Genomic DNA, 20251 nt, shown 5'->3' on the forward strand with positions numbered 1-20251 from the left:
ACACGGCATCCTTTCCCTGTATGGCCTGCACCGCCAACGGACAGCGTAAACGAGAGGCCGCGACCGCTACAATGCGCGCATGTCGCTCGAAGCCCCCGCCCTGGTTCCCCGCCCCTCCCTGCAGCGCCTGTTCCTGACCGGCCTGCTGACCCTGTTGCCGATCTGGCTGACCTGGGTGGTGGTCAAATTCGTGTTCGTGCTGCTGTCGGGCATTTCCAGCCCACTGGTAGTGCCGCTGTCCGAACAGATCGCGACCAGCTTCCCGCATTACCTCGGCTGGGTCCGCGCCGAATGGATCCAGAACACCATCGCCCTGCTGGCCACCCTGCTGGTGATCCTGGCGGTGGGCGTGGCCAGCCGCCGCGTGGTCGGCCAGCGTCTGCTGCGCTGGGTCGGTGCGATCATCAAGCGCATTCCGCTGGCCAGCATCATCTATGACAGCGCCAAGAAGCTGCTGGACATGCTGCAGACCGAGCCGGGCAGCACCCAGCGCGTGGTGCTGATCGACTTCCCGCACCGCGACATGAAATCGGTCGGCCTGGTCACCCGTGTCATCAAGGAACAGGGCACCGACCGCGAACTGGCGGCCGTCTACGTGCCCACCACGCCGAACCCGACCTCGGGCTATCTGGAGATCGTGCCCGTCGAGCTGCTCACCCCGACCGACTGGACGGTGGACCAGGCGATGAGCTTCATCATTTCCGGCGGTGCAGTGGCGCCCTCCAGCGTTCCGTTCACCCGCGCCGGCGATCGTTCCGAATGAGCGAGGCGTCGCACGCGCGCCCGCTGCAGGACCGCGCGGTCCTGCTGTTCATCGTGCTGGCCGCGTTCTTCTGTGGCAACGCAGTATTGGCCGAACTGATCGGGGTGAAGATCTTCGCCCTGGAAGACACCCTCGGCATCGACCCGCTGAACTGGAACCTGTTCGGCCAGACCGGCTCGTTGAGCTTCACCGCCGGCACGCTGCTGTGGCCGGTGGTGTTCATCATGACCGACACCATCAACGAATTCTTCGGCAAGCGCGGGGTGCGTTTCATCTCGTGGCTGGCGGTGGTGCTGATCGCCTACGGTTTCCTGTTCGCCTTCGCTGCGATCTCGCTGGCACCGGCCAGCTGGTGGGTGACTTCGATGGATGCCCACGGCGTGCCCGATTACCAGGCCGCGTTCGCGGCGGTGTTCGGACAGGGCATGTGGACCATCGCCGGTTCGCTGGTGGCGTTCCTGTTCGGCCAGTTGATCGACGTGGCGGTGTTCCATCGCATCCGCCAGGCCACCGGCGAGCGCCATGTATGGCTGCGCGCAACGGGTTCCACCGCGGTCTCGCAGCTGGTGGACAGCTTCGTGGTGATCTGGATCGCCTTCGTGCTCGGGCCGCAGCACTGGCCGACATCGCTGTTCCTGGCGGTGAGCAGTGTCAACTACGTCTACAAGATGGGCTTTGCGATCGCCCTGATTCCGTTGCTGTACCTGATGCGACGTGCAATCACCCGCTATCTGGGCGAACACCGCGCCGCCGACCTGCGCGCTGCGGCCGCGGCTGACTGAAGCCCCAGCGGCGCGCAAGCTGACTGCGCCCTCACGCTGGCCGTACGCGCGCGGATCGTGCAAGCTCCACGGTCTGTGTTCCACGGAAGCTTCTTGATGCCGTATTCCCCCCGCGTCCTGGCCGCCGCCATCGCCGCGTTGTTCCTGTTCAGCGCCGTACCGCCGGCCGAAGCAGCGAAGAAGAAGGGCAGCCGCCCCGCCGCCGCGCAGACCCGCCAGGCTGCCAAGCCAAAGGCCCGCGCCGGCACACGTGCCACCCCGCCGGCCCGCGGCAGTTCGGCGCGCCGCGCCGCGCCGCGTCCGGTCGCCCCGGCCCGCGCAGTGCCCAAGCAGGTGCAACTGGAGCGCTTGTACGACGAATACTGGGATGCCTCCATGCGGCTGAACCCGCTGCAGGCGACCTTCCAGGGCGAGCCGCGCTACAACGACCAGCTGCCCAACATCCTCTCCGCCGCCTGGCGCCAGCAATCGCACGACTTCACCACCGAATGGCTGGGCAAGGTCGAGAAGATCGGCAGCGACGGCCTGCAGGGGCAGGACCTGCTCAGCTACGAGATCTTCGTGCGTGACGCCCGCGCCTCGCTGGCCGCCGAACGCTATCCGAGCTGGATGATGCCGATCAGCCAGTACTACAACGTCGGCAGCATCATGGCCATCCTCGGCGCCGGTGCGGGTGCGCAGCCGTTCAACACGGCCAAGGACTACGACACCTGGTCGCGACGCTCGCTCGGCATTCCCGACCTGTTCAACCAGGCCATCGACAACATGCGCCAGGGCATGAAGGCCGGCGTTGTGCAGCCGCGCGACCTGATGGAAAAGGTCCTGCCGCAGCTGGACGCGGTGATCAAGCCGACCGCCGAAGAGAGCATCTTCTGGTCGCCGATCCGGACCATGCCGGAGTCCATCTCCGCCGAAGACAAGGCGCGCATCAGCGCCGAGTACAAGCGCATGATCGAACTGCGCATCATGCCGGCCTACCGCGCCCTGCGTGGCTTCATCGCCACCGAATACCTGCCTGCCACGCGCAGCAGCAGCGGCCTGGGCGCCCTTCCCGATGGCCAGGCCTGGTACACCAACCTGATCGTGCAGACCACCGCCAGCCAGCAGACCGCCGCGCAGCTGCACGCGCTGGGCGAACAGCGTGTGCAGGAGCTGCAGGCACAGATCACCACGGTGATGCGCGATGGCAAGCTGCGCAGTTCGCAGGCCAAGCTGCTGCGCAGCATGCGCAACGACCGCCAGTTCCAGTACAGCGATGCCAACGCGCTGCTCAACCGTTACCGGCAGGTGCAGCAGCAGGTCGATGCACGCCTGCCGCAGGTGCTGGACACCCTGCCGAAGGCGCCGCTGCAGATCCATGCAGTGGAGCCGGAGCGCGCCATGACCGCCGCCGCAGCCTCCTACCAGCCGTCGCCCCCGGGACAACCCGGCGTGCTGTTCGTCAACACCCGCGACCTGCCCAGCCGCAAGCGCTGGAACGTGCCGGTGCAGTATCTGCATGAGGCCATTCCCGGCCACCACGTGCAGCTGGGCCTGCAGCAGGAATTGACCAAGCTGCCGCGCTTCCGCCGCCTCGGCGGTGACCTCGCCTTCGTCGAAGGCTGGGGCCTGTATGCGGAAACCCTCGGCGAAGACCTCGGCGTGTACACCGATCCGTACGACCGCATCGGCTATCTGTATTCGCGCTTGCTGCGCGCCGCGCGCGTGGTCGCCGACACCGGCGTGCATGCGCAGGGCTGGAGCAAGCAGCAGGCCGTGACCTATCTGCAGAAGACCGTGGACATGAGCAGCGACGATGCCAACGCCGAGGTCGAACGGATCATGGCCCAGCCCGGCCAGGCGCTGTCCAACGTAGCGGGCCTGACCACGATCATCGCCCTGCGCGACAAGGCCAAGGCACGCCAGGGTGCAGCGTTCGACCTGCGCCGCTTCCATGCCGAAGTGCTGAAGGACGGTTCGATGCCACTGGATGTACTGGACCACAAGATCGAACGCTGGCTGGCCCAGCCGGCCGCGGCAACGCCTGCACCCGCACCCTGACCATCACGGAGCTGCCATGCGCCCCGCCGCCCTGCTGTGTATCGCCGTCCTCGCTGTGCTGCCGTCGATCACCTTGGCGGCAGCACCGCTGGCGCCGCCGGATGCAGGCATCGATGGCCTGATGCAGGCCTACGATGGGCAGGTGCCGGGTGCGGCGGTGCTGGTACTGCACGACGGGCAACCGGTATTCCGCCGCGGCTACGGGTTGGCCGTGGTCGAAGATGGCAGCGCAGCGACACCGGCCAGCAATTTCCGCCTGGCCTCGGTCAGCAAGCAGTTCACTGCTGCCGCCGTGCTGTTGCTGGTCGAGGATGGCCGCCTTGCGCTGGACCAGCCGGCGCGGCGCTGGCTGCCGGAACTGCCGCCCGCCGCTGCCGCCATCACCCTGCGCCAGTTGCTGTCGCACACCAGCGGCCTGCTGGACTACGAAGACCTGATGGACCCTGCCGACACCCGGCAGGTGCACGACGCCGATGTGCTGGCCCTGCTCGCCCGCGAAGATCGGCTCGCCTTCGCACCCGGTACGCAGTACCGCTACAGCAACAGCGGCTACGCATTGCTGGCGCTGATCGTCGGCCGTGCCGCCGGCACCGGTTTTGCCAGCTTCCTGCAGCAGCGGATCTTCCAACCACTGGGCATGGTGCATACCGTCGCCCACCAGGACGGCGTCGATGTGGTGGCGCAGCGTGCCTATGGCTACAGCGAAGTCAGCGGCCACTGGCAGCGCACCGACCAGAGCACCACCAGCGCCGTACTCGGCGACGGCGGCATCTACGCCTCGCTGGACGATCTCGCGCGCTGGGATGCAGCCCTGTACGACGACCGCCTGCTGTCAGTCGCATCACGCAAGGCGATGTTCAGCCCAGCCACCGCCACCACTGAAGCGGACGTGCCGCATTACGGTTTCGGCTGGCGCTTGAATGGCCGCATGCACTGGCACAGTGGTGAGAGCATCGGCTTCCGCAACGTGATCCTGCGCTACCCGGACAAACACCTGACCGTGATCGTGCTGAGCAACCGCAACGCCCCCGAACCCTATCCGCTGGCGCTGAAGATCGCCCAGCGCTGGCTGGACACCCTGCAATGACCACCGAAACCACCGGCCTGCTGGGCATCCACCATGCCGCACTGATCTGCAGCGACTACGCGCGCTCGAAAGACTTCTACGTGCGCGTGCTGGGCCTGCGCATACTGGCCGAGAACCGCCGCACCGCACGCGACTCGTGGAAGCTGGACCTCGCCCTGCCCGATGGCGGCCAACTGGAGCTGTTCTCCTTCCCCTCGCCGCCCGCACGGCCCAGCCGCCCCGAAGCCCAGGGTCTGCGCCACCTCGCGTTCCGGGTGGCTGCGCTGGAACCGTTCATCGAACGCCTGGCCAGCCATGGCGTAGCCTGCGAACCGATCCGCGTGGACGAATACACCGGCCGCCGCTTCACCTTCTTCGCCGACCCCGACGACCTGCCGCTGGAGCTGTACGAGATCGGTTGAGCGATTTTCAATCGCGGACATTCATCCACGCGTGGAGTGGATCTGCGTGTCGACCAAGGTCGACACCTACCAACAGCAGCGGGAGCCTGTCGAAGGCGGGGTGGGTCCGGTTGCGGGGGCGTGAGCGCCATGGATGGCGCGACCGAGCTTACAGGGACGTACTTGCAGCGTCCCCCGCAACCGGACCCACCCCGCCATCCCACGGAACAGCCGCTTTTGCCGTTGCTCCGGCCGTTGCCTCTACGGGTGCCGGGCGCAACCCGGCCAAAGCCCCCCTTCCCCATACCCAACCGAATGGGTATACAGTCGACCCGTACCGGCATCGTGCCGGAATGAACCCTGGGAGGGGACCATGCGCAAGACCTTCAAGACCCTGCTGCTGGCGCTGCCGCTGTGCCTGGCCGCGCTCTCCGCGCAGGCCGCCGACAGTGCCGCCGGCCGCTGGAAGACCATCGACGACAAGACCGGCAAGGTGAAGTCGATCGTCGAGATCAGCCAGGCCGCCAACGGCACGCTGACCGGCCGGGTGGTCGAGATCCTGCATTCGGACAAGGGCCCGAATCCGATCTGCGACGGTTGTGAAGGCGCCAACAAGAACAAGCCGGTGCGCGGCATGACCATCCTCTGGAATCTGGCCCAGGACAAGGGCAGCACCAGCAAGTGGTCCGGTGGCACCATCCTGGACCCGGCCAACGGCAAGACCTACAAGTCCAAGCTGGAACTCCAGTCCGGTGGCACCAAGCTGGATGTGGCCGGCTGCATCGCCTTCATCTGCCGCACGCAGACCTGGGTGCGCGAGTAGGCACATCGGTCCTGCACGGCCCCCCAGTGACCCGGCTCCGGCCGGGTCACTGCGTTGCGGGCATGCGATAATCCCCGGTTCCCCCTGGCTGCACCCCGTGACCATGACCCGTACCGCGCTCGTCACCACCGCCCTGCCCTACGCCAACGGCCCGCTGCACCTGGGCCACCTGGTCGGCTACATCCAGGCTGACATCTGGGTGCGTGCGCGTCGAATGAGCGGCGGCAAGGCCTGGTTCGTGTGCGCCGACGACACCCACGGCACGCCGATCATGCTGGCTGCGGAAAAGGCCGGGGTCACCCCGGAAGCCTTCATCGCCGACATCCAGGCCAGTCACGAACGCGATTTCGCCGCCTTTGGCGTCGCCTTCGACCACTACGACTCGACCAATTCGGCGGCCAACAAGGCGCTGACCGAGGCGTTCTACCTGAAGCTGGAAGCGGCCGGCCACATCAGCCGCCGTTCCGTGGCGCAGTTCTACGACCCGGCCAAGGGCATGTTCCTGCCCGACCGCTACGTCAAGGGCATCTGCCCGAACTGCGGCAGCGCCGACCAGTACGGCGACAACTGCGAAGTCTGCGGCGCCACCTATGCGCCGACCGACCTGAAGGAACCGCGCTCGGTGATCTCCGGGGCCACACCGGAAATGCGCGATTCGGAGCACTTCTTCTTCGAGGTGGGCCACTTCGACGGCTTCCTGCGCGACTGGCTGGCCGGCGATGTCGCCCTGCCCGGCGTGAAGGCCAAGCTCGGTGAATGGCTCAACGCCGAAGGCGGCCTGCGTGCGTGGGACATTTCGCGCGATGCACCGTACTTCGGTTTCGAGATTCCCGGCCAGCCGGGCAAGTACTTCTACGTCTGGCTGGACGCGCCGATCGGCTACCTGTCCAGCTTCCAGACGTTGTGCGGCAAGATCGGCGAGGACTTCGAAGCGCACCTGCGCGCCGGCACCAGCACCGAGCTGCATCATTTCCTCGGCAAGGACATCGTCAATTTCCACGGCCTGTTCTGGCCGGCGGTGCTGCACGGCACCGGCCACCGCGCGCCGACCCGCCTGCACGTCAACGGCTACCTGACCGTCGATGGCGCGAAGATGAGCAAGTCACGCGGCACCTTCGTGATGGCGCGTACGTTCCTTGATGCGGGCCTGGAACCGGAGGCGCTGCGTTACTACTTCGCCGCCAAGTCCGGTGGCGGCGTCGACGACCTCGACCTGAACCTGGGCGACTTCATCGCCCGCGTCAACGCTGATCTGGTCGGCAAGTTCGTCAACCTCGCCAGCCGCTGCGCCGGTTTCATCAGCAAGCGCTTCGATGGCCAGTTGGCCGCGCAGCTGCCCGACGCGGCGCAGTACCAGCGCTTCGTCGATGGCCTGGCACCGATCCGTGAAGCCTACGAGCGCAACGACCCGGCCGCGGCGATCCGCCTGACCATGACCCTGGCCGATGAAGCCAACCGCTACATCGATGACGTCAAGCCGTGGGTGATCGCCAAGCAGGAAGGCGCCGACGCGCAGCTGCAGGCGGTCTGCAGCCAGGGCCTGAATCTGTTCCGCGTGCTGGTCACCGCCTTGAAGCCGGTGCTGCCGACCACCGCTGCGCAGGCCGAGGCCTTCCTGGCCGCGCCGGTGAATGACTGGACCGCGCTGGCGCAGCCGCTGCTGGGCCACCGCATCACCGAATACACCCCGCTGTTCACCCGTATCGACCCGAAGAAGATTGACGCCATGATCGACGCCTCCAAGGACACCCTGACCGCCGCCGCTGCTGCCCCCGCTGCCAAGGTTGAAGCAAGCAAGCCTGCCGCACCGGCAGCTCCGGCACCGGCTAAGGACGAAGCAAACAGCGCTGACGCACCGGCCTACATCGGCATTGACGACTTCGCCAAGCTCGACCTGCGCATCGGCAAGGTGCTGGTGTGCGAGTTGGTGGAAGGCTCGGACAAGCTGCTGCGTTTCGAACTGGATGCCGGCGAACTCGGCAAGCGCCAGATCTTCTCCGGCATCCGCGCCAGCTACGGCGAACCGGAAGCGCTGGTCGGCCGCAGCGTGGTGTTCATCGCCAACCTGGCCCCGCGCAAGATGCGCTTCGGCCTGAGCGAAGGCATGATCCTGTCGGCCGGTTTCGATGGCGGCGCGCTGGCGCTGCTGGACGCCGACAGCAGCGCGCAACCTGGCATGCCGGTGCGTTGATGCAACACGGGCGCGGCCCCGGCCGCGCCCGGTCATGAGCACCGCGAAGGGAGGTACCGTGATGGGAGATGCTGCGTTGGAACTGGCGCTGTTCGACTTCGACCACACTGTCACCACCTGCGACACCTATGGCCGCTTCCTGCGCCGGGTCGCCACCGCCGAACAGCTGGCACAGGCCTGGTGGAAAGTCGGCCCCTGGCTGCTGGCCTACAAGCTGAAACTGATCTCCGCCGAGCGCATCCGCGCACGGGTGACCCGGTTGACCTTCAGCGAGCGCCACGCCGATGACATCGAGACGCTGGCGGCGGGCTTTTCCCGCGAGTTCCTGCCCGATGTCGTGCGTCCGGAAATGCTGGAGCAGATCCGCTGGCACAAGGAGCAGCAGCACACCGTGGTGGTGGTGTCCGGTTCACTGGACCTGTACCTGCGGCCGTGGTGCGAACAACTGGGCCTGCAGCTGATCTGCAATCGGCTGGAAAGCGAAAGCGGACGCCTGACCGGCCGCTACGCTGGTGGCGATTGTGGTCCGCGCAAGGTCGAGCACATCCGTCGCCAGTTCGATCTGTCACGCTACGCCCGCATCCATGCCTACGGTGACAGTGCCGAAGATCGTCCAATGCTGGCCCTGGCGCACGAGCGCTGGTACCGCGGCAAACCCCTGAAGTAGCCCCAACGCGCAGCCTTCGCCACGCATGAGCCTGATTCCGCCCCTGACCGAACGCCTGGACCGCTTGCTGCCGCAGACCCAATGCGGGCAATGCGGTTACGACGGCTGTCGCCCGTATGCGCAGGCGATGGCACGTGGCGAGGTAGGCGTGGATCGGTGTCCGCCGGGTGGCGATGCCGGTGCGCGGGCATTGGCGCAGGTGCTGGGTGTGCCGGCATTGCCGTTCGATCGCAGTCGTGGCGAGCACAAGGCGCCGCAGGTGGCGTTGATCGTGGAGGCTGACTGCATCGGCTGCACCAAGTGCATACAGGCGTGCCCGGTGGATGCGATCGTCGGCGGGGCGAAGTACATGCACACGGTGATTGCGGATCTGTGCACGGGGTGCGAGTTGTGTATTCCGCCGTGTCCGGTGGATTGCATCGATCTGGTGAAACTGTAACGGGGTCAGATCCCTTTTCCTCCAGAAAAGGGATCTGACCCCTGTCCAGTCATTACGGCACTGCCGCCGTCACGATGATCTCGACCTTCCATTCGGCGTGCGCAAGCTTGGCTTCGACGGTGGCGCGGGCCGGGGTCGCGCCCTCCACCACCCACTCGTCCCACGCCTTGTTCATGCCCTCGAAATCGGCCATGTCGGCCAGGAATATCTCCGCACGCAGCACGTGCTGGCGGTCACTGGCCACCAGCGCCAGCAGCTTGTCGATCTCGGCCAGTACCTGCCGGGTCTGCCCGGTGATGTCCTGGCTGGTGTCTTCCGGAATCTGGCCGGAAAGGTAGGCGACCTTGTTGTACACGGTCATCTCGGACATGCGCGGTCCGACGTCGTAACGCTCCATCATGGGCGTGGCTCCTGCGGGTGGTCTGAACTGCATTCTCACCCAGCCGGCGTTGGAAGTGTGTGCCCGGTGCGGCCACTGAATACCGCCAGCGGCGGCACAGCCGCACTGCTGGTCAAACCGCGCTGGCAGGCGCACGATGCGCGACGCCCTGCGTTGACACCGCCCTCGCCCTTGCTGCCGCACCCTTGCGCCGATGACCGCCCCTACCGATTCCGTCCCTGCCGCCGCTGCCCCGACCTGGAAGCGGGTCGCCACCATTGTCGTTCCATTGTTGATCCTGGCGCTGGCCCTGCACGGGCTGGCCGGCGAATTCGATGAGCACGGCTATCGCGCGATCCGCCAGGCCTTCCGCCAGCTCAGCGGTGCGCAGATCGCGCTGACCGTGCTGCTGGGTCTGGCCAGCTACGCGTGCCTGATCGGCTTCGATGCGATCGGCCTGCGCCGCAGTGGCATCCGCGTGCACCCGGCACGGATCGGCATCACCGCCTTCCTCGCCCACACCCTGGGCCAGACCGTGGGCTTTGCCGCACTCACCGGTGGTGCCGTGCGCCTGCGTGGCTACCGCAGTGCCGGCCTGGACCTGGCGCAGATCGGCCAGGTGGTGCTGATGAGCACGCTGGGCTTCATCTTCGGCGCGTGGCTGCTGATCGGCGTTGCCCTGTGCATGGAGCCGGCCGCGGCCGCGCTTGCGCTGCCGCTGGACCCCGCTGCGGTGCGCGTGGTCGGCATCGTCGCGCTGATCGCCTTTGCCGCCACCTTCATCCTGGTCGGCCGCGACGGTCGCCAGTTCCGCATCTTCGGCCATGGCCTGTGGCTACCCGACCGACGCACCATGTTGGGTGTCACCGTGCTCAGCGTGGTCGAACTGGTGTTGGCCAGTGCCGCGTTCTACGTGCTGCTGCCGGATTCCACGCCGACCGGGCTGCCTGGTTTCGTCGGCCTGTACCTGGTGGCCGTGCTGGCCGGCCTGGTCTCCACCGTGCCGGCCGGCCTGGGCGTGTTCGAGTGGAGCCTGCTGAAGCTGCTGCCGCAAGTGGCCCCCGCGGCGGTGCTGGCAGCGGCATTGATCTACCGCGTCAGCTACTACGTGCTGCCGTTGCTGCTGGCCACCGTCCTGGCATTGGCACCCGCGCTGCGGCAACCGCTGCAGGCCAGCGCAGGTGCCACCCGCGCCGGCTGGTACGCGCTGCGTCCGTGGTTGCCGCAGATCATCGCGCTGGCCGCCTTCAGTGTCGGCGCCGCGCTGGTCATCGACGGCACCCTGCCCACCCCACGCCGGCACCTGATCAATGCCTCACTGCCGATCCTGGAAACCTCGCACCTGATCGGCAGCCTGGCCGGCGTCGCCCTGCTGCTGATCGGACAGGGCCTGGCCCGCCGCAGCCACGCAGCCTGGATGCTGGCGATGGCGATCTGCGTAATCGCGCCGCTGCCGATCTGGCTGCGCGGTGGCCAACCGCTGATCGCCTTGTCGGCGTTGTTGGTGGCGATGGCGCTGTGGGCAGCACGTCGCGAGTTCTATCGCCAGGGCGCACTGCTGGACGAAGCCTGGTCGTGGCCATGGCTGCGCAACCTCGGCCTGGTGCTGGTCGCAGTGACCTGGCTGCTGTTCTTCACCTACAGCCATGTCGAATACCAGAACGAGCTGTGGTGGCAGTTCGCGGTGTCCGGCAATGCACCGCGCGCGCTGCGTGCGCTGCTGCTGGTGGCGATGGCACTGGTGATGTTCGGGCTGGCGCGGTTGCTGCACAGCACGCGCAGCCCGCTGCCGCCTGCCGACGACGCAACCCTGCAGGCGCTGACACCGGTGCTGGCCGGCGCCACCGACACCCAGGCCTGCCTGGTGCTGACCGCCGACAAGGCGGTACTGCGCGATGCGGAACACAAGGGCTTTGTGATGATGCAGCGCTACGGCGGTTCCCTGATCGCGATGGGCGATCCGGTCGGGCCGCCCGAGGTGGCGCGTGCATTGATCTGGCGCTTCCGCGAGGAAGCCGACCGGCTCGGCCTGCGCCCGGTGTTCTACCAGGTGGGTGAAGCGTATTGGCAGACCTATCTCGATCTCGGCCTGGGTCTGGTCAAGCTGGGGGAAGAGGCCATGGTGCCGCTGCACGACTTCGGTCTGGAAGGCCGCGAGCGTGCCGACCTGCGGCAAGCCTGGAACCGCGGCAAGCGCGGTGGGCTGTCCTTCCGCGTAGCACCAGCGGAAGAGATCCCTGCCCTGCTGCCACGCCTGCATGCGATTTCCAACGCGTGGCTGGACGACAAGTCCGGCGACGAGAAGGGCTTCTCGCTGGGCAGCTACGACCCGGATTATCTGGTGCGTTTCCCGATCGCGCTGGTCGAAGCCGAGGGTCGGATCGTGGCCTTCGCCAACCTGTGGCAGGCACCGGCAGGCGCCGAACTGTCAGTGGATCTGATGCGCCACGTCAGCGACGCACCGAAGGGCACGATGGATTTCCTGTTCATCGAGCTGTTCCTGTGGGGCCGCGCGCAGGGGTATGCACGGTTCTCGCTGGGCATGGCGCCGCTGTCGGGCCTGGCCCAGCACCGCCTGGCCGGGCGCTGGAACCGCCTGGCAGGCCTGCTCGCACGACACGGTGAGCGCTTCTATGGCTTCAGCGGCCTGCGCAGGTTCAAGTCGAAGTTCGATCCGCAATGGCGACCGCGCTACCTGGCCGCACCCGGCGGCATGCACCTGCCGGCCGCGCTGCTGGATGCCACGCGGCTGATCTCGCTGGACCCGCGGCGGAATTGACGCCCCGATCCGCCGGGCATGGCCCGGCGCTACCTGCCGCTCGGTAGGTGTCGACCTTGGTCGGCACACTTCCTGCCATGGAGTTCCAAGCCCAAGCGCCGACCAAGGTCGGCGTCTACCAGGGCCTACGCGCCGCCCTTGAGGATCACTTCGGCCAAGCGATCGTAGTCACCGCCGAAGTGATGGTCGCCCGGCAGCTTGACCTTGTGCACGCCGTCGCTGCCCGGCAGATCGGGGCACAGCGCATCCTCGTCCTTGTCGCCGTACACGCACAGGGTCCTGGCCGCCGGCAGCTTCGCTACTTCCGGCGCGATCGGCAGACCGCCGCCGCCACCGCCCAGCCAGTTGCTGACATGGAATTCAAAGTCGGCGTTCCTGCCCACCGACAGCAGCACGATGCGCTCTAGGCCGGCGCGGGTGCCTGCATCAAGCTGGTTGATGGTGGCCGGCAGCACATCGGCGCCCTGCGAGAAACCGATCAGCATCACCTTGTCGCGCTGCCATTGCTGGCGGTAGTGGCCGATGATCTTCTGCAGATCGACAGCGAATCCCTGCGGCGTGCGTTCGCTCCAGAAATAACGCAGCGAATCGATGCCCACCACCGCCACGCCATGTTCGGCCAGGGCGCCGGCTACGTCCTTGTCCAGGCCGGCCCAGCCGCCATCGCCGGAAACGAACACCGCCAAGGTGTCACCGCTGCCCTGCGCCGGCACTTCCACTACCGGCAGCCCCTTCAGGGCATCCGGCGGCGGTGCCAGCGCGACCCCGGCCTGCGCACCGATCACCCGGGCGGCTGCCACCAGCCCCGGTGTCGCATCGCCGGCAACGGTGCGCTTGAATTCACGGGCCATCGCAACCTGCTGCACAAACGGGCCTGCACTGTTGATTGAACACCCCGGCGCACCGGCCGCGTTCAACCACGGGAAATTCAGTTCACTGGGCTGCAGGCGGTCGTGCTTCACGCCATCGCCGCAGACCATGCGCTCGTGCGTGTGGGCCGGGCAGAAACCCGAGGTCAGCAGGCCGGCAAAGACCTGGGTGTCGGCCTGCGCTGCCAGCGCATAAGCCAGTTCAGCGCCTTCGCCGCTGCCGCCAACCAACGGCAGGTGATACCCCGGCAGATGCAGGAATGCCTGCACCCAACGCGAGAAATTCTCGACATCGCCCGCGCCGAACGCACAGCTGCTGTTGCCTTCGCGCTTGAGCACGCCACGCAGGTGGGCCACATCCACCGATGCGACCAGTGCTCCATCGGCGCGCAGCGCTTCAATCGGCATGCGGCTGTCATCGGCACCGGCGCCGTCATGGAACCAGATCACCACCCGTTGGGGGGCCCCGGCCGGTACATGCACCGGCACCTGATCGAAACGTCCGTGGCTGACCTGCTGCACTGACGCCACCGCTGGCACCGCTGCCAGCGCCAACACCAGTCCCATCGCCCCGCCCAGCCCTGCACGCATCGTTTTTGCATCCGTTGGAATGCGCACACGATACGCCGCCGCTGCGTGCACGGCACGTACCGGTACAGGCGGCCTGCAACCAGGCAGGTGGTTGATTCAGCGGGTGCCGGCAGGACGCCCGCGGCGATACAGCGCCAGCGCCAACCACAGCAGCCAGCCGACGATCACCGCGATAACCAGCTTCTGCCCCAGCCCACGCGGTGCGCCACCGCGCCAGAGCACGTGCATCCACAGCAGCACGAAGGCCAGCCATGCCCAGCCCCACAACAGCGCCGCACTGCCTCGCCAGCCCGGCTCGCGGCGCAGGTACCAGGCCTGCAGCAGCATGCCGACGCTGGCGCACAGGAAGGCGGTATTGGCCGCCAGGCCATGGATCAACGGCGCCAGCAACGGCGTTGCCGCGGGCAGCCAGCTGTCACCGATGGCAACGATGGCCAGGCCAATGGCAGCCACGCAGAACAGCAAGGGTGCCGCTGCGCTGCGCCGCGGCCCCACGCTGTACCGATACAAAGCGACGCCGAGCACGGCGATGGCCAGCGCCAGCATGCAGTAGGCCGTGCGTAGTGCCAGACCCCACGGCCCATGCAGGTACAGGCTCAGGGTAGCCTTCACCCAATCCAGATCCGTACGCGCGAACTGCGTCCACAATGCAGTCGCCACGAACAACAGCAGTGCCACCAGCGCCAGCATCGCGGCTGGACGGGCACGGCTCATGGGTCGGCGTCCGGATGCCGAGCCTTCCACTCAGCCAGCACCTTGCGGTAACGCTGCAGCTCCTCGGTGTACAGGTCGAGCACGCACAGCGGGCAGCCACTGCCGCAGCATTCGTTGGGGCCGGGTTCTTCCGGCGGCAGCGGACGGGGATCGGCAGGGATATCGGAGACGGTCACGGCTGCAAACAACACCACGCGATGGCAGATGGATAGTGTAGCGGTGCGCTCAGGCGCCCAGTTGGCGGCGCAGGTTGGCCCGCGCGGCAGCATCAAGGCGCTGGTCGAAGAAGTCGCTGAGGAAGATCCGCGGCGCGCGCAGCAGCCCCTGCAGGAAGCGACGGCGTCCGGCGCGGTACAGGAAGCCCGGCACCACGCCTTTGTACTCTTCGGCCACGCCGCGGTCATACGCGGCAAACACCTCCTCGGGTGCCGCCAGGATCGCCATGTCGCAGTCGAGGAACAGCGCAGCTTCGGCATCGACATCGGCCGGGCCCAGCTCACCATGGCGGGCGGTAAGCAGGATCAACTGCTCGACCCGGCCTGCGTCCACCGATGCCAGCTCGGGCCAGTCCGCGATCGCCTGCAGGGCCAGCGCGGCCGACTTTACCTCGTTGTCCTTGCGGCCGGCTTGGTAGATCGCATCGTGGTACAACGCTGCCAGATAGACCTCGGCCGGCTGCTGCCAGCCCGGCCCCTCGGCCACCGTCTGGCAATGCTGCAGGACCGCACGCACATGGCCGAAGTGGTGGTAGGCGCGCGGCGGCGTTGCATAGGCATCCTGAAGTGCCTGCCAATGGGCGGGAGCAAGGGTCAGCGGGGCGAAGTCCATGCGTGGATGATCCCGCCCTTGGCACCGCCGGGCAAGCTGGCTGTTTTTTCACCAGCCACTCACATCCCCTGCCGGGCAAGGGCGCAGGGCAGTTGTCCACAGGTTTGTCGCGTGCTGGTCCACATTGGTTGTGGATGAGCGGCGCGTTGGTCGCCGGTGGATGCGGACCGCCACGTGCAGGTCTACACTGACCGCAGGCGGAAGCGCCCGCCGCTGCCGGAAACCGTCATGCGTCGTCTTGCCGCTCGATGCTTTCTCCTGTCACTGGCCGCGCTCGGCGCGCCAGCCCTGTGTGCTCAGGATGCGCCGCCCCCCGCGCCCGCCATCCCGACCATCTCTGCCGTAAAGGTCACCGCCGCCAGCGTGCCGACGCCCGAACAGGTGCTCGCGATCCCGCCAGCGATGCGCGAGATGCTGCAGAATCAGGTGATCAGCCGCAGCTACTCGCGCGATCAGCGCCTGCAGGCGCTGGTGGAAATGATCTTCAGCCAGCGCGGTCTGGACCTGCAGTACGACGCCGATGCGACCTACACCGTCAGCGAGATCTGGCAGCACCAGCGCGCCAACTGCCTCGCCTTCACCCTGCTGTTCGTCACGCTTGCCCGTGAGGCCGGCATCCAGGCGAGGGTGCAGGAAGTCGGCCAGGTGGTGTCGTGGTATCAGGACCAGGACCAGGGCGTGGTCTACAACGTCGGGCACGTCAACGCCGGCGTGGATGTCGGCGGTCGCTACGGCACCGTCGACCTTGACCGCAACGTGCTGTATGACCGCCATGGGCCGCAGCCCATCGGCCGTGAGCGGGCGCTGGCGCACTACTACAACAACCGGGGCGCGGAGCACCTGGCCGACGGCGACCTGAGTGGGGCCCGTGCCTTCTTCGATGCCGCGCTGGCGCAGGACCCGGAGTTCGCGGCGACGTGGAACAACATTGGCGTGCTCGACAACCGCCTGGGTGATGACGAAGGCGCACGCCGCGCACTGGACACCGCCCTGCGCCTGGATGGACGCCAGAGCGCGGCGCTGAACAACGCCAGCGCGCTCTATCGCAAGCTTGGCATGACGGCGCAGGCGCAGTCGATGCAGAAGAAGCTGCAGTCGGTGCAGCGGGAGGATCCGTTCGCGCAGTACATGCAGGGTGCCCAGGCCGAGCGCGCTGGCGACATGGACAAGGCGATCACGTACTACCGGCGGGCGGTGCGTCTGTACGACACCGCGCACCAGTTCCACTTCGGCCTGGCCCGGGTGTATTTCCTGACGGGCCGGCTGCAGCGTGCAGACCGCGAGCTGCTGCGGGCGCAGGAACTGGGCGGTTCAACGCAGCAGGCCCGCTACCAGGCCAAGCTGGACAGCCTGGCCCGCTGGCGGGCGCAGCAGGCCAAGCGCTGAGGGGCGATCAGGCCTTCTTGAGGAAGCAGGTCTTCAGCACCAGCCCCTTGATCTTGTCCGAGTTGCCTTCGATGTGTTCGGCATCGTCTTCGACCAGGCGGATGTTGCGGATTACCGTGCCCTGCTTGAGCGGGATCGAAGAACCCTTGACCTTCAGGTCCTTGATCACGGTGACGGTGTCGCCGGTCTGCAGGGTATTGCCGTTGCTGTCACGCACGACCAGGGTCGAGCCAGCACCTTCTTCGGCCGTCCACTCGAAGCCGCAGTCGGCGCAGATCCAGAGCGCGCCATCGGCATAGGTGTTTTCCAGGGTGCACTGCGGGCAGGCGGGAACAGAAGACATCGCAAGTACCTCGAAATGAATCAACAGCGGCCATTGTAACCGCCCGGCCTTTCGTTCATTTTCCGGCGACGGTCTGGATGGGACCTCGCCCGGCCCGCCCGAGGCAGGCACCGGAACTTGCAGCGCGCGGCAAACTCCAGCAGAGTGCGCGGCCCCTGATCGTCCCCGGACCTCCCCATGCGCCTCGGCATCGACTTCGGTACCAGCAACTCCGCCGCCGCCATCGTGCGTGATGGGAAGCTGCTGCCGATCCGCTTCGGCGAGGCCGAACAGTTCCGCACCAGCGTGTACTTCCCCGGCGTGGTGCCCGACCCGGACGATTTCCAGCTCGACGCCGGGCAGGAGCACGAACTGCAGCAGCTGATCGACAGCGCCGCCCGAGCAGCCCGTGCCGCTGGCCAGGAACGCACGCCACAGGCCCTGCGCCGCGAGGCGCTGCGCGCCCTGCGCCGGGAGTGGATGGAGGCCCGCGCTGGAAAGGAACGCAGCGCCAGCGACCTGCTGCAGAACGCCGTTTACGGCGACGATGCGCTGGAAGCGTATTTCGAAGAGCACGAAGGCAATCTTGTGCAGAGCCCGAAGTCCATGCTCGGCTACAACCTGCACCCGCGCGCGCGGCAGACCATCACCGGCATCGCCGCGCACATCCTCGAACACATCCGCTTGACCGCCAGCGCCCAGCTCGGTCAGCCGCTGCGCAGCGCCCTGCTCGGCCGCCCGGTGCAGTTCCGCAGTTCGATCGGCGAGGCCGGCAACGACCAGGCCCTGGACATCCTGCGCGAAGCGGCCAGCCAGGCCGGCTTCGACCAGATCGACTTCCTTGAAGAGCCCGCCGCTGCAGCGATGCATTACCACGCTGAAAGCAGCGATCGCCATCAGGCGGTGATCGTCGATATCGGCGGCGGCACCACCGATATCGCGCACGCCGAAGTGGGCGGCAGCGAAGCGCCACGGATCCATCGCGCCTGGGGTATCGCCCGCGGCGGCACCGATATCGACCTGGCCCTGAGCCTGTCCGGCTACATGCCGCTGTTCGGCCGCGGCATCACCCGCGTGCCCACCCACCACTACGTGGAAGCGGCCACCGTGCAGGACATGACCCGCCAGCGCGAGTTCCGCCAGCACAACTACGGCAACGTCGACGCGCCGTGGGGCGCGCGCCTGCAGGCACTGCAGGACACCGGCAACACCGCCCGCCTGTACCGCGATGTCGAGCGCGCCAAGATCGCCCTCAGCAGTGCCAGCGAACACCGCAGCACGCTGGATTACATCGCCTGCGACCTGCACGTGGACAACAGCACCGACGGCCTGGCCGCGGCCGCGCATGGCTACCTGAGCCAGATCCGCGAACTGCTCGCCCAGGTCCGCAATGACATCGGCGGCGACCCGGATGCGGTGTTCCTGACCGGTGGCATGTCCCGCGCCGGCTACCTGCGACAGGCGGCTGCCGAGGCGTTCCCGGGCGCCCGGATGGTCCACGGCGAGCCCTCGTTGGGAGTCGTCCAAGGCCTCGCGCTGGCGGCAGCCAGCCGGGATTAACAAAACGTTACGCGGTCTGAGCTACCCTTGGCCGGCTAGAAAACCCCTGCACCTTCCGCTGGCCTCGCCGGTGTGTGTACCCATGGTGCAGCCTGCCCCGCCCAGCGGGTCTGGCGACCATGCCCTTTGGCTCGATCATGGTCCGCGTACTACCCGAGCCGCCATCGAGACCCGCTTTGGGCACCCGCCAGGCCCCCGTGGCCGTACAACCTGACGCTGAACCTGCACCCATCGACTGCCGCCGTTGTGACGCGGTCTGTTGCCGGTTGCCGGTCCTGCTGCAGCCCGGCGACCACGTGCCCGGCCAGTTCCTGTCGCGCGACGCACACGGCCGTGCCGTGATGGCGCGCAACGAGGAAGGCTGGTGCGCGGCGATCGATCCGTATCACCTGCGCTGCACGATCTATTCGCAGCGCCCGGCGATCTGCCGCCAGTTTTCGATGGGCGGCGACGACTGCCGCCGCGAGCGGCAGGACTACCTGCGCCAGGCTGAGTCCTGCGCGCTTTCCTCCCCTTCCACCTGACAGGAGCAACCATGCCCCGCAAGGCAAAGACCCCCGCGAAGGCCAGCAACAGCATCCGCAGCGAACGCAAGGGCGCATCCGCCAGCACCGTGGTCAACAGCGACTCGATCGCCTCCGACCTGGCCGCGTTCCGCAAGAGCGGTGGCAAGATTGAAGTTCTCGGTACCACCTGGGCGCTGAAGAAAGCCAGCTGACCCACCCCCGACCGCGGCGGCGCTGCCGCCGCGGCCTGCCGGACCGCACTCAGCGGTCCAGGCGTACCTGCACACTGCCCGAGTGCGACTGCACGCGGATATCGCCGTCGCCGCTGCCCAAACGGGCATCCAGGCTGCTGCCCGGCCCATAACGCGGCCGCTCGACCTTGCCGGCGTCACTGTTGATCGACCCGCTGAAGCTGTTCACCGACAGCTGCGCCGACACCGTGCGCGGCAGATGCAGGCTGACCGATGCACTGACCGACTCCACGTTGATGCGCCCCCCCGGCGCCAAAGCGGTCGCCGACAAGTCAATGCCGCCGGATACCGTCTCCACCACCAGGCGCTGGATGCGACCGGCATCGACGCCGACCCGGCCGGACACCGTCTGCGCCCCGATCTCGCCGGAAACCCCGCCACCGGCCTCGATCCGGCCGCTGACCGTGTTCACGTCCAGCCGCGGGGTCTGCAACCGCGCAGTGACATTGCCGCTGACCGTGTTGAGCACGCTGTCGCCGCTACGACCGACGGCGGCAAGATTGCCACTGACGGTGTCGGCCTGCAGCCGCCGCACGTCGACGCCACTGATGTCCTGGTCGGCACTGACCGTGCTCAGCAGCAGCTCCACCGAGCGCGGCACGTTGAGGGTCAAGGTGGCCCCACCATTGTTGCCGCGCCGCGGATACTCGATTTCCCAGCGCACCCGGTTGGCACTCTTTTCCTGACGCAGCTGCAGGCCGTCGCTGAGCGTGCCGGTGAGCTGCACGTCATTGCGGTCCCAGCCGCGCACTGTCACCTTGCCAGCGACGTTGCTCAGTTCGATGCGGCCTCCTGCAGCAACATTGTGGCGTTCGTCGACACGTGTATCGGCCAGCGCCATGGCGGGCACCAGCAACAGGGCCGCGCAGAAAGGAAAAAGGGTTCGCATCCGGG

At 67.3% G+C, this 20251-nt stretch carries 21 protein-coding genes; 14 read left to right on the top strand and 7 right to left on the bottom strand.

All coding sequences use genetic code 11. The annotated features are described in order from the left end of the window. Positions 1–79 precede the first annotated feature (79 nt). The 9 genes from ACEF39_RS15205 to rnfB all read left to right on the top strand — a co-directional run bounded on the left by ACEF39_RS15205 (position 80) and on the right by rnfB (position 9172). Positions 80–763: a DUF502 domain-containing protein gene (locus ACEF39_RS15205; protein ID WP_236512165.1), complete on the top strand. Its 684-nt coding sequence runs from the start codon at positions 80–82 to the stop codon at positions 761–763. Beyond that, on the top strand, positions 760–1545 hold the full coding sequence (locus tag ACEF39_RS15210; protein WP_025879090.1) for a queuosine precursor transporter: 786 nt from the start codon (positions 760–762) through the stop codon (positions 1543–1545). Before ACEF39_RS15205 ends, ACEF39_RS15210 begins: the two co-directional genes overlap by 4 nt. Positions 1546–1641: 96 nt before the next feature. Beyond that, positions 1642–3585 carry a DUF885 domain-containing protein gene (locus ACEF39_RS15215; RefSeq protein ID WP_500285645.1) on the top strand — a complete coding sequence of 648 codons (1944 nt, stop codon included), beginning with the start codon at positions 1642–1644 and terminating at the stop codon, positions 3583–3585. A 16-nt stretch (positions 3586–3601) separates the two neighbouring features. Continuing rightward, positions 3602–4672 carry a serine hydrolase domain-containing protein gene (locus tag ACEF39_RS15220; protein ID WP_500285646.1) on the top strand — a complete coding sequence of 357 codons (1071 nt, stop codon included), beginning with the start codon at positions 3602–3604 and terminating at the stop codon, positions 4670–4672. After that, positions 4669–5073: an SMU1112c/YaeR family gloxylase I-like metalloprotein gene (gene gloA2, locus ACEF39_RS15225; RefSeq protein WP_500285647.1), complete on the top strand. Its 405-nt coding sequence runs from the start codon at positions 4669–4671 to the stop codon at positions 5071–5073. Before ACEF39_RS15220 ends, gloA2 begins: the two co-directional genes overlap by 4 nt. Positions 5074–5425: 352 nt before the next feature. After that, complete coding sequence (locus tag ACEF39_RS15230; protein WP_500285648.1) at positions 5426–5875, top strand: DUF2147 domain-containing protein; 450 nt, start codon at positions 5426–5428, stop codon at positions 5873–5875. A gap of 103 nt (positions 5876–5978) precedes the next feature. Further along, a complete protein-coding gene (metG, locus tag ACEF39_RS15235; RefSeq protein ID WP_500285649.1) occupies positions 5979–8066 on the top strand; it encodes a methionine--tRNA ligase in 2088 nt (695 codons plus the stop codon). A gap of 76 nt (positions 8067–8142) precedes the next feature. Beyond that, positions 8143–8733, top strand: a complete 591-nt coding sequence (locus ACEF39_RS15240) for an HAD family hydrolase (protein ID WP_049463898.1) — start codon at positions 8143–8145, stop codon at positions 8731–8733. A gap of 25 nt (positions 8734–8758) precedes the next feature. Then, on the top strand, positions 8759–9172 hold the full coding sequence (gene rnfB / locus ACEF39_RS15245; RefSeq protein WP_500285650.1) for an Rnf electron transport complex subunit RnfB: 414 nt from the start codon (positions 8759–8761) through the stop codon (positions 9170–9172). Between the two features lie 52 nt (positions 9173–9224). Here rnfB and ACEF39_RS15250 read toward each other — a convergent pair whose 3' ends face one another. Then, on the bottom strand, positions 9225–9572 hold the full coding sequence (locus ACEF39_RS15250) for a RidA family protein (protein WP_025879081.1): 348 nt from the start codon (positions 9570–9572) through the stop codon (positions 9225–9227). Between the two features lie 193 nt (positions 9573–9765). Between ACEF39_RS15250 and mprF the strand changes: the two genes are divergently transcribed. Continuing rightward, complete coding sequence (mprF, locus tag ACEF39_RS15255) at positions 9766–12330, top strand: bifunctional lysylphosphatidylglycerol flippase/synthetase MprF (protein ID WP_500285651.1); 2565 nt, start codon at positions 9766–9768, stop codon at positions 12328–12330. 125 nt (positions 12331–12455) lie between these two features. Here mprF and ACEF39_RS15260 read toward each other — a convergent pair whose 3' ends face one another. The 4 genes from ACEF39_RS15260 to ACEF39_RS15275 all read right to left on the bottom strand — a co-directional run bounded on the left by ACEF39_RS15260 (position 12456) and on the right by ACEF39_RS15275 (position 15332). After that, positions 12456–13790 (bottom strand): virulence factor family protein, encoded by a 1335-nt coding sequence (locus ACEF39_RS15260; protein WP_500285652.1) that lies wholly within the window; start codon positions 13788–13790, stop codon positions 12456–12458. A gap of 96 nt (positions 13791–13886) precedes the next feature. Beyond that, entirely contained in the window at positions 13887–14504 is a 618-nt protein-coding gene (locus ACEF39_RS15265) for a DUF998 domain-containing protein (protein ID WP_500285653.1), read from the bottom strand. Next, on the bottom strand, positions 14501–14680 hold the full coding sequence (locus tag ACEF39_RS15270; RefSeq protein WP_500285654.1) for an oxidoreductase-like domain-containing protein: 180 nt from the start codon (positions 14678–14680) through the stop codon (positions 14501–14503). Before ACEF39_RS15270 ends, ACEF39_RS15265 begins: the two co-directional genes overlap by 4 nt. Before the next feature lie 49 nt (positions 14681–14729). Continuing rightward, entirely contained in the window at positions 14730–15332 is a 603-nt protein-coding gene (locus ACEF39_RS15275) for an HD domain-containing protein (RefSeq protein ID WP_500285655.1), read from the bottom strand. Positions 15333–15560: 228 nt separating this feature from the next. Between ACEF39_RS15275 and ACEF39_RS15280 the strand changes: the two genes are divergently transcribed. After that, positions 15561–16718 (top strand): tetratricopeptide repeat protein, encoded by a 1158-nt coding sequence (locus ACEF39_RS15280; RefSeq protein WP_500285656.1) that lies wholly within the window; start codon positions 15561–15563, stop codon positions 16716–16718. A gap of 7 nt (positions 16719–16725) precedes the next feature. Here ACEF39_RS15280 and ACEF39_RS15285 read toward each other — a convergent pair whose 3' ends face one another. Further along, positions 16726–17061, bottom strand: coding sequence for a zinc ribbon domain-containing protein YjdM (locus ACEF39_RS15285; protein ID WP_099818962.1), 336 nt, complete (start codon positions 17059–17061; stop codon positions 16726–16728). Positions 17062–17238: 177 nt separating this feature from the next. Here ACEF39_RS15285 and ACEF39_RS15290 point away from each other — a divergent pair, with 177 nt between their 5' ends. The 3 genes from ACEF39_RS15290 (at position 17239) to ACEF39_RS15300 (ending at position 19318) form a co-directional block, all read left to right on the top strand. Beyond that, positions 17239–18600 (top strand): Hsp70 family protein, encoded by a 1362-nt coding sequence (locus ACEF39_RS15290; RefSeq protein WP_500285657.1) that lies wholly within the window; start codon positions 17239–17241, stop codon positions 18598–18600. A gap of 266 nt (positions 18601–18866) precedes the next feature. Beyond that, positions 18867–19124 carry a YkgJ family cysteine cluster protein gene (locus tag ACEF39_RS15295; RefSeq protein ID WP_032977121.1) on the top strand — a complete coding sequence of 86 codons (258 nt, stop codon included), beginning with the start codon at positions 18867–18869 and terminating at the stop codon, positions 19122–19124. An 11-nt stretch (positions 19125–19135) separates the two neighbouring features. After that, complete coding sequence (locus ACEF39_RS15300; protein ID WP_025879072.1) at positions 19136–19318, top strand: hypothetical protein; 183 nt, start codon at positions 19136–19138, stop codon at positions 19316–19318. A 49-nt stretch (positions 19319–19367) separates the two neighbouring features. Here the strand turns inward: ACEF39_RS15300 and ACEF39_RS15305 are convergent, their stop codons facing one another. Next, the gene (locus ACEF39_RS15305; RefSeq protein WP_500285658.1) at positions 19368–20246 is read right to left on the bottom strand and encodes a DUF4097 family beta strand repeat-containing protein; all 879 of its coding nucleotides are present in this window, start codon (positions 20244–20246) and stop codon (positions 19368–19370) included. Positions 20247–20251: the final 5 nt, after the last annotated feature.

The sequence above is a fragment of the Stenotrophomonas indicatrix genome, assembly GCA_041545745.1.
GTDB lineage: Bacteria > Pseudomonadota > Gammaproteobacteria > Xanthomonadales > Xanthomonadaceae > Stenotrophomonas > Stenotrophomonas indicatrix_A.